The following is a 14,860-nucleotide window of genomic DNA, read 5'->3' as shown; positions in this document are numbered from 1 at the left end:
CTATATATATTATCATCATGCTTTAGACCGATTTTATGAAAAAACGGCTGGTAAATACGTGCAAAAATGTAACTTTCATAGACTATAACGTATTTATTGTATATAATTGTAAATTGAACTCTACATATAGAATAGGAGCAGACCAAATGAAAAAGTGCATAATACTCTTGTTCAGCATTTTACTACTTATCCCTATCCACACCTCTGCACAAACATCATCGAAACCAAAAGTACTTGTTTTATACAGTACAAAAGACGATCAAATTACAAATAATATTCAAATCCTTAATACCCAATTAGGACATTTTACAAACGATATAACTACGAAAAGTTTGAAAAAAGCTAATGAAATTACTAATTCATCTTCTTATACACATATTGTTTATATCGGTGAACAAAAAGAAGAATTTCCTATTGAAACAAAGCAACTTCTAGAAAATTTCTCAGGCCCAGTATTAGTTTTAGGACAAAATGTTGAACAATTATCTAATCGCTTTTCTTTCATTACCCTAAAGGCTGATGATATACGAGTTAATAAAATCGAATATCCAAGTCATAAGCTTAAAAACACTTTAGAAGAAGAGCGATTGATTCAATCTTTTGATACAAACGGAACTGTTCTTGCTAACGCTGTAAGTTCAAATAGCAAGAACCCACTAATCGTTCAGCATGAAACATCTTATTACGTGGCAACGCCACACCTCTTTGACTGGATGTCTCATTACGTTGGTGAAATGTTATTTTCTTACTTTGGACAAACGCCAACGACAAATAAAGTAGAGGCTTATTTGCGTCTTGAGGACGTTCATCCGGCCGCAGATATAAATCAATTAAAAGAAATTGCTGAATTACTAAAAGAGAAAAAGATTCCTTACATGATCACTGTTATTCCTGTATATACAGATCCTAATACAGGTAAAACACTGCATTTAAAAGATAAACCCGAACTAGTCGATCTTTTACGCTCTATGCAAGATGATGGTGCAGCAATTATTATGCATGGTTATACGCATCAATTTTATGATAGTGAAACTGGGGAAGGTTTTGAATTTTGGGACGTAAAAACAGATCAACCAATTCGTCAATCGAAGCATGAAAAACCAAAAACAAAAGATGACTTCCCTAATGTCGAAGCATATAATGCATATGTAAAAAAAGGGGAAGAGTTTGAAGAAAAGTATACGACTGATCATATTGAAAAAGGTATTCAAGAACTTGTAGGTGCCAAACTATATCCTGTCGCATTTGAAGCACCTCATTACACGATGTCTCAAAAAGGATATGAAATATTATCAAGGTACTTTTCAACTTATGTAGGACAACTACAGTTAAGTGATACAACTTGGAAATCGATGCACTCACCATTTTATACAAGTACCCCATCATTTTTACACGGGATGAAATTAATGCCTGAAACAGTTGGCTTTATTGAAGAAGATAAGCCACATGCTATTGCAAAGATGAAAGAACGTGCTGTATCTGTTGCTAAATTATCCGATGGAGTTATTGGTGCATTCTATCATCCTTACTTAGGTGTGAAACCATTAAAAGAAGTATTAAAGGATCTAGAGAGCATCCCAAATATAGAATGGATTGATTTACAAAAAGAAACAAATGAAGTGAAAATGCAAGATATTCATATTACTACTAATAAAGACGGCATTCACGTTGAAAAACCAACGAGCGCAAGCGACGTAATGGATTATGTAAAACAATATGGATTCTTCCTTATACTTGGTTTCTTCATCATTGTCTTTCTATTGTTATTAAGACGTGCGAAAAAATTAGAATCCTAAAATAAAACCACCAAGCAAAATGCTTGGTGGTTTTTTTAACTTAAACCAAAACGCGGCATATTATTAATAACCCATTGATTATTTTCATAAATAAATTCAACTTCTACTTTTTCCGTTACATTATCATAGTCATTATACGTTTCTACCTGCGCTTTTATTTTTCCATCCTTTAACTCGGCAGAAATAATTTTTGTAAATTTAGTTGCTGCTTTTGATCCTGGATCTCCAACAGCATAGTGCATTTTTCCATTTAACTCTTTAATATACTTACTCTTCATATACTCTGCTATAAATGGTTTTGAGAAGTACGTAGATAGCGTAGTCTCTAAAGTATCCTTCGTATTATAAATAGGATTCACTAATTCCCCGTATGAAAAATCCCCTACTCGTTTTGGATTTCCTGTTAGTGCAGCCATTTGAACATTAGTAAGTTCCTTCTGTGCATTCCATACTTTCTGTAACATAACATCATCTGCTAATTTCTTATCTTTTTCTTCATTTGATTTCTTTGTATCTAGATTTAAAATAGTTCCATTAACCGTATAAAGATACATATCTCCTGCTACAAAATATAAATAGGATTTAGTTGGCTCAACCGCTTTATTATAAATTACCTTTTCATTTCCACCATTCATTTTCTTCTTATATACTCCATCCTTTTTTAAATAATAAAAAGTATCCCCTTTCACATTCATCTGCAAAGCATCCTTTACCAATAACTTTTCGTTATTTTGTTGAATGTCTATTTCATATATGCCATGCTCAGCTTCATTTGTTTCAAAAGGTAACGAAAAGTCGACCACAGCATATAATTTTTCATTATTATAAGTAGCACTAGATATTGTTGCATAATTTTCTTTTGACCAAGTTTTATTAGCTTTTGTCAATTGTGTTCCACGATTTTTATTCCAATGTAGAATACTATCGTCTATCGTTTGAGACCAACCTGAGTTTTTAAATGCCGCTTCTTCTTCCTGCCCCGTTTTCAAATCCATTTTTACTATCCCTACAATATCAAAACCACCATGCTCAGAATATGTTTTCGGATAAAATAAAGTTTGATCTTTTATATAAACATAATTTGTATCCGCTTTTAACGTGTCTAGCTTTTTGTTAGATATATCATACTTCATTAAAGAAGATAATCCCGCATTCTTATCTTCATCCGTATGAATAAAATATAAAGCTTTGTTTTTTATATTTATGTAAGAAGCATTTACACCTTCCACTACACGTTCCGAAGTCTGAAATTGATCTTTCGTACGATAAATGCCTCCTGTATTTTTATCACTATTTACCGCATAGTAAACCCATCCATTACTCTCTACCATCTTCCCTTTATTAGAACTGTTTCCAACCGTATTCCCATTTTTCTCATTTTCTTTCATCTGTTTTTCAACTACTGGATCAATTTGTTCTTCCTTCTTTTCCTGTGTTGTGTTTGGATTTATAACCTTTTTTTCTGCCTCACACCCAAACGCTACAAGTGAAAGTGCACCGACCATCATTGTAATAGCTATTTTTTTATATGCTCTCCCCATTTTCTTCCCTACTTCCTTCATCAAATTAAACACATCATAAATTATAGAAAATATTAGAAAAAATATCCATAATAAAAAGGATAAGAGTAACTCTCCTATCCTTTCAAATAAAGTGAAACTTTAATCAGTGGGGGTTTTGTCCATCCCCCACTGATTATTAGTTGAACCAATCGGGCTTTTACGGGCAGTTGATCTCCCACCTAACTCCTCCGCATTAGTCGAATTTTGAGGTGGGAGTCTTACTGCTCGTTAATGCGGGGTAAAATTGAATCGTATTTTCATATATCGTTTTCGCAACCTTATCAACAGATACGTTTTTTATAACACTAATTTCCTTTAATACCTCTCGAATCATTCTCGGATGAGTCATAACATCCTCGTGAAATTCCCACGGTCCATCTGTTTCTACCATCATATATTCAAGTGGATAATACGAAACAATTTTTCTAATTTTCTCCTTATGTAAAACATCTGGTGTGATAGAAATATAATAACCGTTCCTCATCATCCTTTTCATTGTTGTTTCACTTCCTTTAAACCAATGAAAGTGTGCACGTGAAACCTTATATTTCTCCAGTAAATCACATACAATATCAGCATCTTCATACACTGCATGCAATATAATTGGTAAATCATATTTACTAGCTAGTTCAACAAACCGTTGTAACACTGATATATACGAATCTATAGCAATATGCTCATCTTCTTTTCTTAAATAATATGGCAAGCCTACTTCACCAATCGCAACTATGTCCTCTACATGCTCTTCAATTAATTTATAAATTTGCTCACATTCTTCTTTATGAATTGGTTGCTCCGGATGAAAACCTATTGCTGGATGTACAAAAGGATATCGCTTTGCTAAAGATAAAGTTTCTTTACATGATTGATAATTCATAGATACCGCGATAAGCCCCTGTATCTCTTTACTATGTTCCACATCTTTAAGTAATCTACTTTTTTCTTCATCCTTATATTGGTCAACATGTATATGACTATCAATCCATTTCATCTTTATTCCCCCATAAAAAAAACAAGAAAGGATCTCCCTTCTTGTTTTATCATCTATGTTATTTAACAATTAAGTTTGTTATGATATCAAATAATCCAATACATACTACGGCAACAGTAAAGTAGCTACAGAAATCTTTAATTGGAAACTTCACTACTTCTTCTTTACGCATCCCAGTTTTCTCCCTTCTTACTATATCCCTAATTATTTTATCTATTTGTATCTATTATGCAAAAAATATGACAAATTTACTATCGAATTAACTTACGTAAACCTTACAATGTTGTAAGGTTTATAAAAAGAGCCTCATCCAAATAAAGATGAGGGCTATTAAAAAGTAGTTGGTTTTCATTCTTCATTAATATTACAAACAGAAAGTAATACAGTGAAACTTTCTAATTACACTATATGAAATTCACTATCTTTTAACCATCGAATTACATTACAGAAGACTTACATGTTTGTAAGCTATGTGTAATGTAATTCGATAGTTTCTCTTACCTACATCTCGTACAATAAAGTTAGAAAGCAAGCCAAATAAGAAGAACACTCACATAACCAAATTATATTGCTAGTAGCTACTCTTCTTATACCTTTCACTTATGCTACTACAATGTACCCCCCTTCCCCTTTATATAATAAAAAGAGCCTTAGTCCATATGGACTAAGGCTCTTTTATGAACCCCAAAATACCCCTACCTAGTATTTTTATTTTCGACAAAAAATAGGTGGGGGTATAATCCGCTATCTCATCGTTAAAAGTTTACTCTTCGCATTAATAGGAATATTTACAGCTTCAATTTCTTCAATCGCCTCGCCGTAGCGTCCTTTTGCATACACTTTTAACGCTTCATCTCTCTTTAACATATGCTTAACAGTCTTCTTTATTTTTTGTTCTCTTCCACGTTCATCAAATGCAATAAATTCATATTCATACCACTCATCACCAATATGCTGGCCAATTGTATTCACGACCGTATAGTATTCTTTCGTCTTATAAAGTGGATTATATTTATCGATAACTGGTCCAAGTTTCGTAGGCAGTAACATTACTACTATCACTATCATCGCTATTATAGTAGTGATCATTTTTTTCTTCATAATCAATCTTCCTCCTCTGCAGGATATATATACATCCATTTTAAAAAGAAGGAATAAAATCTACTATTGAATCTCATTACATTACACTTACATTTTTGTAAGAATTAAAAAAGGTGAACGAATTTACTCGTTCACCTTTTAGCTCGCTTTAAAGCCACCACCAAGTACATCACGTACATCGTGAATAACAACGAAAGCATCTTCATCTACTCGGCTAATAACCTGCTTTAACTTAACAAGCTCTTGTTTGTTTATAACAACATATAACACTTCTTTATTTTTACCAGTATATCCGCCGCGTCCTTCTAATACAGTGACACCGCGTGTCATGTTTTTCGTAATAGTTTCACGTATTAAATCTGGTTGATTTGAGATGATTGTAACAGCTGTTTTTGTATCCATTCCTTCTACAATGAAATCAATCACTTTCGCTCCGATAAACACTGCAACAAGTGTGTACATTGCTTTTTCTTGTCCTATGATAAATACTGAACCAGCAATTACAACAATATCAATAATAAGTACGCCTTTCCCAACGCTCCACCCTAAATATTGATTTGCTAACTGAGCTAAAATTGCCGATCCTCCTGATGTACCTCCAGCTTTGAACATACAGCCTAATCCGACACCGACAAATAAGCCAGCGAATAGAGCCGCTAATAACGTATCACTATTTACATGATACTCAATATGTTCCGTAACATATAAAAACAAGGATGTTTCTACAATCCCTAAAATTGTATAAACCATCGTTTTTTTATCAAAAAATTTATAACCAATAGCTAGTAAGACTGCATTTATAGCAAAGTTCACAATCCCCGGCGACCAATCAAATAAATAGTACGTAACAACCGTTACACCAATAATTCCACCCTCTGATAAACGGTTTGGAATTGCAAAGTAATTAATACCAATTGCGAATAATAATGAACCAATTGTAATTAGTGTTATTTCCTTTATACGTTGATTAACCATAGTTCATACCTCCCCCCATTTGACATTGTATCACTATCTCCTAGAGGTTTAGAAGTTGTTTTTATTGCGCATTTTTACTCTTAAAGATCGGGATATTATGTTTAAACAAAGGGGTGATTAATTATTCATATTCGCTCTAACTGTGCGGACAAATCGCTCCACATTCCCCTTCTGAATATACTTAGCTCGAACGGTTTCACGATTACAAGTACATTCGAAATACGGACGAAAATCTATGCTATCTATATGCAAATATGAATAATCTTTAAATGTTGCAGGATAGTATGGAAATTTCCCGTAAAAGAGAAGACGTCTAGTAGTAGCAGCAAAAATTCCATGTTGATACGATAGCGTAAAATTATCCTTCTCAAATATCCCTACGACAAAAGCCAAAACCTTTTCATCATCTTCTATATACTTTTTCATACTCAATAAAAGTTCATTCATGCATATCCCTCCAAATACTATTCTTGAAAAGAATCCATGGATTATTACAGACCGGTGTAACTCCTTTATAAAGTATGAAACGCGTTTCCTGTCAAAGATATTTCAAAAAAACAATCCGTTATGTGATTTACACATAACGGATTGAAGCTAAACGGTAGAGCGTTCCACAAGTTCATATGGAATTTCCACCTTTTCTTGTTTAGAACTTTCATCACGTATTTGCCTGTAAAACATTTCAAAGGCCTTTTTTCCTATTTCCTTTAAATTTTGATCGATGGTTGTAAGTTGTAACACTTGGGAAATAGGTTGATTATCAAAGCCAATAATCGCCAAATCCTCAGGAACTTGAATACCTAATTTTTCAGCTTCTGTCATAACCCCAATCGCAACTTCATCTCCTGCTACTATTAATGCTTCAGGAAGATGCTGCATCCCCTTTAATTTATGAGCCACTTTCACACCATCTTCTAATGTAAAACATTCTGTGAAAATCCATTCTTCATTCACTTCTTCATCTATAGATTGCAATTGCTGTTTATAAACATCAAAACGTTTTTGACTACTCGGACCTAATTTCCTTCCCGTACAATAACCAATTTTTTTATAACTTTTCTCAATCAAATAATCCATTCCTAATTGAAAAGCTGCCGAATGATTCGTATATACACTTGAGATATTTGAAATATCATTATCTTCACAAGCAACGATTGTCCCATAGGAAGCATACGGCTCTATCGTTTCCCAATCATTCGCACGAGAACAAATAATAAGGCCATCCAATTGTTTTGTTTTTAACATATGTAAACTTTTCATTTCTTCTTTTTTATTATAATTCGTTTGGCAAAGTAGCACTCTGTAATTATGAGCTAACGCCACCTCCATCATCCCGCCCACCATCGCATCAAAACACGGATGATTAATATACGGTAAAATTACACCAACAATATTCGTTTTCCCTTTTGATAAATGAACAGCATTTGCGTTTTGTGAGTAATTCAACTTTTCAACTATCTCCATAACCGCTTTCCTTTTTTCTTCACTTACATATGGGTGATCATTCAACACTCTCGAAACAGTTGTAACTGAAACTCCCGCCATCTTTGCAATATCTTTAATATTGGCCATACACTCACCTCTACTTTTAACTTAATGAATTCCACGAACATATGTCAAACTTTCTCATCATTACACCTTCATTCGTTTTTCTTACAAAAGTGTAATTTTCCTGTAAGCTAATTCGATAGTGACTCTCCTCAATATTTCATACAATTAAGTCAGAAACAGGACAACAACTATTCGAAAAGGAGCGGATTCATATGATGAACAAACTGAAATCAAACAATTTTTTAGATACAGTGGGCATGGTATTTTCCGCTCTAATCGATGCAAAATCTGTTGCTTCTACATTAAACAAGTAAGGAGAATGCATTATGAATAACATCACTTTTAACAAATTAGATCTTTTAGGATTAGCTAGCGGCTCCCTTCTTCTTACTGCTTTGATTCACTCTGCTACGCTTGTATAATTTTGTGTCCCCTTTCCCCTTTATATAGAAAAAGACGACCGTCTATGCCCGGTCGGCTTTTTACATTTTTCTTTCTTTCAATTCTTTTAAAAGCTGTATCAGCTCAGCTTGTTGTTTTATCTTTTTACGACCATTTCGGTTAATTGCTGCAAGCTCGCAGGCAACTCCGACGGCGAAGAAAAACAATAAACTTTCTAACATGTGAAATCCTCCAATTGCCTATTAAACAGCTTGACGTAATTGCTCTTCTTGTAAAATTCGCTTGTTTATATTTTCTTCTTTTCTCTGACAAACGTTATTGCGAATAAGTGCTGCAATAACAAGTAAAGTTCCTACAATATCAAACATCGTTATTTGATATCCTTGCATCATCATAATAATTAAAGTCGTGATTGGTACAAAATTAATAAATAAAATCCCATTAATGGACGATAAAATTTTCACACCATAGTTCCAAGCTAGTAATGCTACGATTCCCGGTAATGTCATCATAAACAATAAATCATATTTCACGATAGAAATCGTTCCCATACTCGGAACTGATACGTATCCAAACGATGTAATGATTACAGTTATAATCCCTGTGACAGTCGTACCAAATACACACGTCAACGTAGAATAACGTAATGTTGACCAATCGCTACACGTTTGACCACCCATCGTATAAATAACCCAACCTACAACTCCAACAAATATACACGCTAGTGAAAACATGTTATCTTTCAATGTTAAAAAGAAACTCATATCACCTTTCGTAATAACGAATACAGCTCCTAAAAAAGCAATTATCATGCTCGTTATCATATACTTTTTCGGTTTTACATGCTTATATCCCCATAGAATACAAATAGAAATCATCGGCATCAGTGCTTCCATAATAGAAGCAACCATCACGCCTGATTTCCCCATTAACATTTGCCCTAAAAATATAAGTACATTATATACAGTAAACGCCATCGTTCCGAAAAAGACGAGTAACTTTCCTCTTCCCTCTAAACGAAATGCCTGTTTTCCTTCTTTCATTAACAACAATACAATAAGTACGATCGCCACCGCTCCATAGCGAATGAGCGAAAAATAAAATGGATCTATGTATTCTAGCGCATGATCAGCAACCGGAAACATTGCCCCCCATGACATACTTGCAATTAAACATGCTAAAGCCCCTATTATCATTTGACCTTTTCTCAACACAATTCCCCCGCTTCTTTCTATTTGCACAAAGAGAATTGTAAAAGAAAAAATATATCACGTAAAATGATTCAAAATGATGTTAACTATCACTTATAATGATAGTTAACATCAAGGAGGATCACATTATGGAATTAAGAGACTTACAAATCTTCCAAAGCGTTGCCGACCGCGGTAGTGTAAGCGGTGCAGCAAAGGAATTAAACTACGTACAATCAAATGTAACTGCACGTATTAAACAACTAGAAAACGAACTAAAAACACCGCTCTTTTATCGTCATAAACGAGGCATGACTTTAACAGCTGAAGGAAGAAAAATGCTCGTTTATGTTAATAAAATTTTGCAAGATGTTGACGAGCTAAAACAAGTATTTTTAGATAGTGAAACACCGTCTGGTATATTAAAAATTGGCACAGTCGAAACAGTAAGTACATTACCTACCATTTTATCTTCTTACTATAAAAGCTATCCGAATGTCGATTTATCATTACAAGCGGGTTTAACAGAAGAATTGATTAGAGAAGTACTTGATCATCAATTAGATGGCGCCTTTATATCAGGACCTATTAAACATCCACTAATTGAACAATACGATGTTAGTACAGAAAAATTAATGCTTGTAACACAAAATAAAGCTTTTCATATAGAAGAATTTACAACAACGCCCCTACTCGTTTTTAACCAAGGATGTGGATACCGTTCCAAACTAGAACGATGGCTTAAAGATGAAGGCCTGCTCCCAAAAAGAATTATGGAATTTAATATATTAGAGACAATATTAAACAGTGTTGCACTCGGCCTTGGAATTACACTCGTACCACAGTCTGCTGTCCACCATCTTTCTAAAGCGGGTAAGGTACATTGTCATGCCATTCCTGAAAAATACGGTAGTATTTCAACGGTTTTCATACGCCGTAAAGATAGCTACATGACGAATTCAATGCGCAGCTTTTTAAAAACAATTGAAGAGCATCATCATATCAATATGCTTTAACGGGCATTCTTACACGAATGTCTTTTTTTCTTACAAAAGTGTAAGTCTTACGTAAGCTAATTCGATAGTTGTAACCGATCATATTTCCTATAATTAAGACATAAAGCAGGGCAACGACAATTCGAAAAGGAGCGGATACGCATGATGAACAAAATGAAATCAAACAAATTTTTAAATATAATGGGCATGGTGCTATCCGCACTTGTCGATGCAAAAGCCGTTGCAACTACATTAAACAAATAAGGAGAGATTATAATGAACAACATTACTTTCAACAAATCAGACTTTATCGGACTTGCAAGTGGAGCTACTCTTCTTACGACCTTCATTTATACACTTGCTCAAAGTCTTGTTTAATACTTTGTTTCCCCAAACCCCTTTATATATAGACAAGCAGCTTTTTAGTTTATTTCATATATAATTTGACCTGTTTTCGTCATATCGTATCCGCCAATCGCTTTTAATTCATTATGATATTCTTCCGATTGCAGAATACCTTTCACGACTTCGATCAGCTCTTCATTTTCTTTATTCTTCAAAATCACTAAATCATACTGTTCTTTCATGATTGGAATAAAGTCTACATTTACAATCTGTGAAAACTTTTCTGAACCTACTCCTACGTCAGCTTTTCCATTTGCGACTTGCGTGGCAACACCAAGATGATTCGACTCTTCCCATTCATATCCACTAATACGCTCTTTATTTAATTTTTGAATGCGCAATTGTTCATCCACTAACACCCTAATGCCAGAACCTTTTTCTCGATTTACAAATCTTATAGATGATTGAGATAAATCAGCCCATGTTTTTATATTTTTTGGATTTCCCTTTTGCACATAAAACCCAACGTTTCTTGCTAATAAATTAATCATCGTACATGGTTGTCCAACTAAAATACGTTTTACATACGGAACATTATATGTACCTGTTTCTCCATCAAACAAATGCAGACTAACGATACTTCCTTCTCCTTGATACATTTTTACTAAACTCGTTAAACTACCTTGATATGCCCTTAATATATTTGAACTTGGCAAGCGATTTTCTATACGTTTTGCCAACATATCTAACGTTAGTTCTTGTCCGCTAATAATACATGTATTCGAGATAATATTACTGTCATTCTTTACAGGAACAGCTTGTACCTTCCCGGTTTTCATTTGCTTTATATATTGTTCTAAATCCGTTGCATCAATGCGCATCTGTCTACCAATTCTATAAGAAGGCAGTTCTCCTTTTTTAATTAGATCGTATACAGTTAATTTTGATACTTTTAATCGCTTCGCTACTTCTTCCGTTGTGTAGGAATGATGATCCATAGACGATTCCTCACTTTCTTCCTTCATTGTAACAAAGAAAAGAATATTTCTCCTATATTTAAAAACAACTACATCGTTCAAATTATATTCAATTATAGCTAGTTATAACTAGTTATAATTAGTTATAATTAGTCATAATTGAATATATCAAAATGAAAGGGGATTTTTTTATGAACAAGTTTACATTACGATCCATCGGAGCACTTATACTTTCTTTTCTTCTTATATTTAGTGCTGCATGTACAAGCGGCGAAAAGAAAGAGAAATCAACTGCTAAAGAAGGAAAAGCAGTAGAACTTACTATATCAGCTGCTGCAAGCTTACAAGATGCACTAAAAGAAATTGAAACAAAATATAAAGAAAAAGAACCTAATATTAAACTTTCTTTTAACTTCGGTGCTTCTGGTGCACTTCAACAACAAATTGAACAAGGTGCGCCTGCTGATTTATTCTTCTCAGCAGCCGAAGATAAATTCCAAACCCTTGTTAAAAAAGGATTCATTAATGAAAAAGAAGGGAAAAATCTTCTTGGAAATGAACTCGTTCTAGTTGTCCCAAAAGATGGTTCTCTTACAAAAATTCAAGATTTAAAAGATGAAAAAATTAAGAAAATCGCACTTGGCACACCTGAATCAGTACCTGCTGGAAAATACGCAAAGGCTTCTCTCACGCATGAAAATCTATGGAATGACATTCAAAATAAAATCGTATTTACAAAAGATGTTCGCCAAGTGTTAACATATGTAGAAACAGGTAATGTCGATGCTGGTATTGTATACAAAACAGATGCTCTTATTTCAAACAAAGTAAAGATTGGTGAGACAGCAGCAGCTACTTCTCATGAGCCAATTCACTATCCTTTAGGTGTTATAAAAGAATCTAAGCACAAGAAAGAGGCGACTTCATTTTATGAGTATTTGCAGTCAAAAGATGCACAATCTATCTTTAAGAAATATGGATTTACAGTCCTATCATAATTGCCATGAGCTTTGATGCTATTTTTTCACCAATCTTTCTATCTATACGAGTAGCTGCATGCGCCACCATTATCGTTACAATTTTAGGGACGATTATTGGACGAGCGTTAGCACGCTCCTCATGGAGATATAAAATAATATTAGAAACTATTTTCTTATTACCAATGGTACTTCCGCCAACTGTAATCGGATTTTTTCTCATTATCATTTTTGGAAATAATAGTCCCATTGGAACGTGGATAGAATCAATATTTCAGCAGTCCATTATGTTCACATCTACTGCTGCTATCATCGCTTCTACAGTTGTTGCATTTCCGCTCATGTACCAATCAGCAAAAACAGGATTTTCTATCGCCAATGTACAAATTGAAGAAAGCGCTCGTGACCTTGGTGCAAGTGAATATCAAGTTTTTCTGCACGTTACACTTCCGCTTGCATTTCCCGCCTTACTAAGCGGAATGATTTTGAGCTTTGTTCGTGCGCTCGGTGAGTTTGGTGCTACACTCATGTTTGCTGGGAACATTCCTGGTAAAACACAGACAATCCCAACTGCAATTTACATGGCGATTGATGCAAGTAATATGCAACTCGCCTGGACACTTGTAGTTATCACTATTAGTATGTCACTCCTATTTCTGCTATGTATTCAGCTTATTAATAAAAGAATTACTAACTCTTAAAGCAGCTTTTGTTGAAGCTGCTTCTTTATTTCTTAGGAAATAAAATATACCATCGGGAAATAACTGAATTTTAAATTTTATTAAAATATACATTTTATTTGAATTCACTTTCTAAAATAGGCAATTTCCTGTTATTATATGGAGGTGTTTCAAAAAATGAAGAAATGAAAACGCATTTATATCGTGAATTCTTCATCCTGTTTTAGCGATCGGTAATCTTCTACTCTAGTAGTGGGGCATTACCGATCGTTAGAACGATATGTAATTATATTGGTATAGAAAACCGAAGGGAGTCTTGTAATGGACATTTTATTAGCGCTTCTTCCTGCGATTGCATGGGGAAACATCTTATTAGTAAGCGTAAAAATGGGCGGTGGTGCATATAGCCAAACGGTAGGTATGACAATCGGTGCTCTATTCTTCGCAACAATTATGTATGTATTTACTCAACCAGCTTTAACAATGACAGTCTTGATTGTTGGTTTTATTTCAGGTTTATTCTGGGCTTTAGGACAAGTAAACCAATTAAAAACAGTTGAAAAACTAGGTGTTTCAACTACTGTAACGATTTCTACTGGTATGCAACTTGTTGCAACTTCTATCTTTGGGGTTATCGCTTTCCGTGAGTGGACTACTACAACAACGATTGTTCTGGGAACGATTGCAATCCTATTAATCGTAGTTGGTGTTGTATTCACATCACTAGATGACAAAGAAAATGCACAGCCACCAGGACAATTGAAAAAAGGACTTCTTACTTTAATTGTTTCTACTTTCGGTTACCTTGTATATGTAATTATTATTCGTTGGTATAATATCGATGGTTGGTCTGCTATTTTACCACAAGCAGTTGGTATGTTTGTTGGTGCGGTTGTATTGACATCTAAACATAAACCATTTAACAAATATGCAATCCGTAATGCTTTATCTGGTTTACTATGGGGAACTGGAAACTTATTCTTACTTCTTTCATTACCACGTGTCGGAGTAGCAACAAGCTTCCCATTATCTCAAACTGGAATCGTTATCTCAACATTCGGTGCGATTGTCTTCTTAGGTGAAAAGAAAACAAAACGTCAATTGATCTTTATTGCACTAGGTAGTGTTTTAATTATCGGCGGCGCTGTATTGTTAGGTATGACAAAAGCATAAACTTATAATCTATCAATCCCTGAAGCTTAGCTGCTTCAGGGATTTTTTATTACAACTATTTTTTAAATATAATAATCTTTATAGCCTTATTTGTATCACCTCTCCTCTCTCACATTTCATTCTTTTCACTACAAGTCTTTTCTTT

The 14,860-nt window shown here is 34.1% G+C and carries 16 protein-coding genes; 7 read left to right on the top strand and 9 right to left on the bottom strand.

All coding sequences use genetic code 11. The features are described 5' to 3' along the window. Window positions 1–146 precede the first annotated feature (146 nt). Complete coding sequence (locus J0835_RS01205; RefSeq protein ID WP_087979174.1) at window positions 147–1,796, top strand: DUF2334 domain-containing protein; 1,650 nt, start codon at window positions 147–149, stop codon at window positions 1,794–1,796. A 35-nt stretch (window positions 1,797–1,831) separates the two neighbouring features. Here J0835_RS01205 and J0835_RS01200 read toward each other — a convergent pair whose 3' ends face one another. The 6 genes from J0835_RS01200 to J0835_RS01175 all read right to left on the bottom strand — a co-directional run bounded on the left by J0835_RS01200 (window position 1,832) and on the right by J0835_RS01175 (window position 7,997). After that, on the bottom strand, window positions 1,832–3,337 hold the full coding sequence (locus J0835_RS01200) for a DL-endopeptidase inhibitor IseA family protein (protein WP_140386639.1): 1,506 nt from the start codon (window positions 3,335–3,337) through the stop codon (window positions 1,832–1,834). Between the two features lie 214 nt (window positions 3,338–3,551). Further along, the gene (locus J0835_RS01195) at window positions 3,552–4,349 is read right to left on the bottom strand and encodes a TatD family hydrolase (RefSeq protein ID WP_087979172.1); all 798 of its coding nucleotides are present in this window, start codon (window positions 4,347–4,349) and stop codon (window positions 3,552–3,554) included. A 744-nt stretch (window positions 4,350–5,093) separates the two neighbouring features. Continuing rightward, window positions 5,094–5,450, bottom strand: coding sequence for a YxeA family protein (locus tag J0835_RS01190; RefSeq protein ID WP_048563001.1), 357 nt, complete (start codon window positions 5,448–5,450; stop codon window positions 5,094–5,096). 138 nt (window positions 5,451–5,588) lie between these two features. Next, window positions 5,589–6,425, bottom strand: a complete 837-nt coding sequence (locus tag J0835_RS01185) for a YitT family protein (protein ID WP_076542557.1) — start codon at window positions 6,423–6,425, stop codon at window positions 5,589–5,591. Between the two features lie 117 nt (window positions 6,426–6,542). After that, window positions 6,543–6,872: a PH domain-containing protein gene (locus tag J0835_RS01180; protein ID WP_087979171.1), complete on the bottom strand. Its 330-nt coding sequence runs from the start codon at window positions 6,870–6,872 to the stop codon at window positions 6,543–6,545. Between the two features lie 147 nt (window positions 6,873–7,019). Then, complete coding sequence (locus J0835_RS01175; RefSeq protein WP_001273921.1) at window positions 7,020–7,997, bottom strand: LacI family DNA-binding transcriptional regulator; 978 nt, start codon at window positions 7,995–7,997, stop codon at window positions 7,020–7,022. 305 nt (window positions 7,998–8,302) lie between these two features. Between J0835_RS01175 and J0835_RS01170 the strand changes: the two genes are divergently transcribed. Continuing rightward, window positions 8,303–8,398 carry a DUF3948 family protein gene (locus J0835_RS01170; protein WP_087979167.1) on the top strand — a complete coding sequence of 32 codons (96 nt, stop codon included), beginning with the start codon at window positions 8,303–8,305 and terminating at the stop codon, window positions 8,396–8,398. 60 nt (window positions 8,399–8,458) lie between these two features. Here J0835_RS01170 and J0835_RS01165 read toward each other — a convergent pair whose 3' ends face one another. After that, window positions 8,459–8,599 carry a YrzO family protein gene (locus J0835_RS01165; RefSeq protein WP_000894064.1) on the bottom strand — a complete coding sequence of 47 codons (141 nt, stop codon included), beginning with the start codon at window positions 8,597–8,599 and terminating at the stop codon, window positions 8,459–8,461. 21 nt (window positions 8,600–8,620) lie between these two features. Then, the gene (locus J0835_RS01160) at window positions 8,621–9,589 is read right to left on the bottom strand and encodes a DMT family transporter (protein ID WP_140386638.1); all 969 of its coding nucleotides are present in this window, start codon (window positions 9,587–9,589) and stop codon (window positions 8,621–8,623) included. Window positions 9,590–9,717: 128 nt separating this feature from the next. On the opposite strand from J0835_RS01160, the gene J0835_RS01155 reads away from it, so the two are divergent. Then, a complete protein-coding gene (locus tag J0835_RS01155) occupies window positions 9,718–10,584 on the top strand; it encodes a LysR family transcriptional regulator (RefSeq protein WP_087979166.1) in 867 nt (288 codons plus the stop codon). A 255-nt stretch (window positions 10,585–10,839) separates the two neighbouring features. Then, entirely contained in the window at window positions 10,840–10,941 is a 102-nt protein-coding gene (locus J0835_RS01150) for a DUF3948 family protein (RefSeq protein ID WP_087979165.1), read from the top strand. Window positions 10,942–10,985: 44 nt separating this feature from the next. Here the strand turns inward: J0835_RS01150 and J0835_RS01145 are convergent, their stop codons facing one another. Further along, the gene (locus J0835_RS01145; protein WP_087979164.1) at window positions 10,986–11,933 is read right to left on the bottom strand and encodes a helix-turn-helix transcriptional regulator; all 948 of its coding nucleotides are present in this window, start codon (window positions 11,931–11,933) and stop codon (window positions 10,986–10,988) included. Window positions 11,934–12,076: 143 nt separating this feature from the next. On the opposite strand from J0835_RS01145, the gene modA reads away from it, so the two are divergent. The 3 genes from modA to J0835_RS01130 all read left to right on the top strand — a co-directional run bounded on the left by modA (window position 12,077) and on the right by J0835_RS01130 (window position 14,715). Next, entirely contained in the window at window positions 12,077–12,883 is an 807-nt protein-coding gene (modA, locus tag J0835_RS01140) for a molybdate ABC transporter substrate-binding protein (protein ID WP_087979163.1), read from the top strand. Between the two features lie 5 nt (window positions 12,884–12,888). Continuing rightward, window positions 12,889–13,563 (top strand): molybdate ABC transporter permease subunit, encoded by a 675-nt coding sequence (gene modB / locus J0835_RS01135; RefSeq protein WP_087979162.1) that lies wholly within the window; start codon window positions 12,889–12,891, stop codon window positions 13,561–13,563. Window positions 13,564–13,863: 300 nt separating this feature from the next. Continuing rightward, entirely contained in the window at window positions 13,864–14,715 is an 852-nt protein-coding gene (locus tag J0835_RS01130; RefSeq protein ID WP_000353549.1) for a GRP family sugar transporter, read from the top strand. Window positions 14,716–14,860 lie beyond the last annotated feature (145 nt).

It is taken from the genome of Bacillus cereus group sp. Sample62, from assembly GCF_036851315.1.
In the GTDB taxonomy this organism is placed as follows: Bacteria; Bacillota; Bacilli; order Bacillales; family Bacillaceae_G; genus Bacillus_A; species Bacillus_A wiedmannii.
This window is presented reverse-complemented; position numbering and strand designations above follow the sequence as displayed.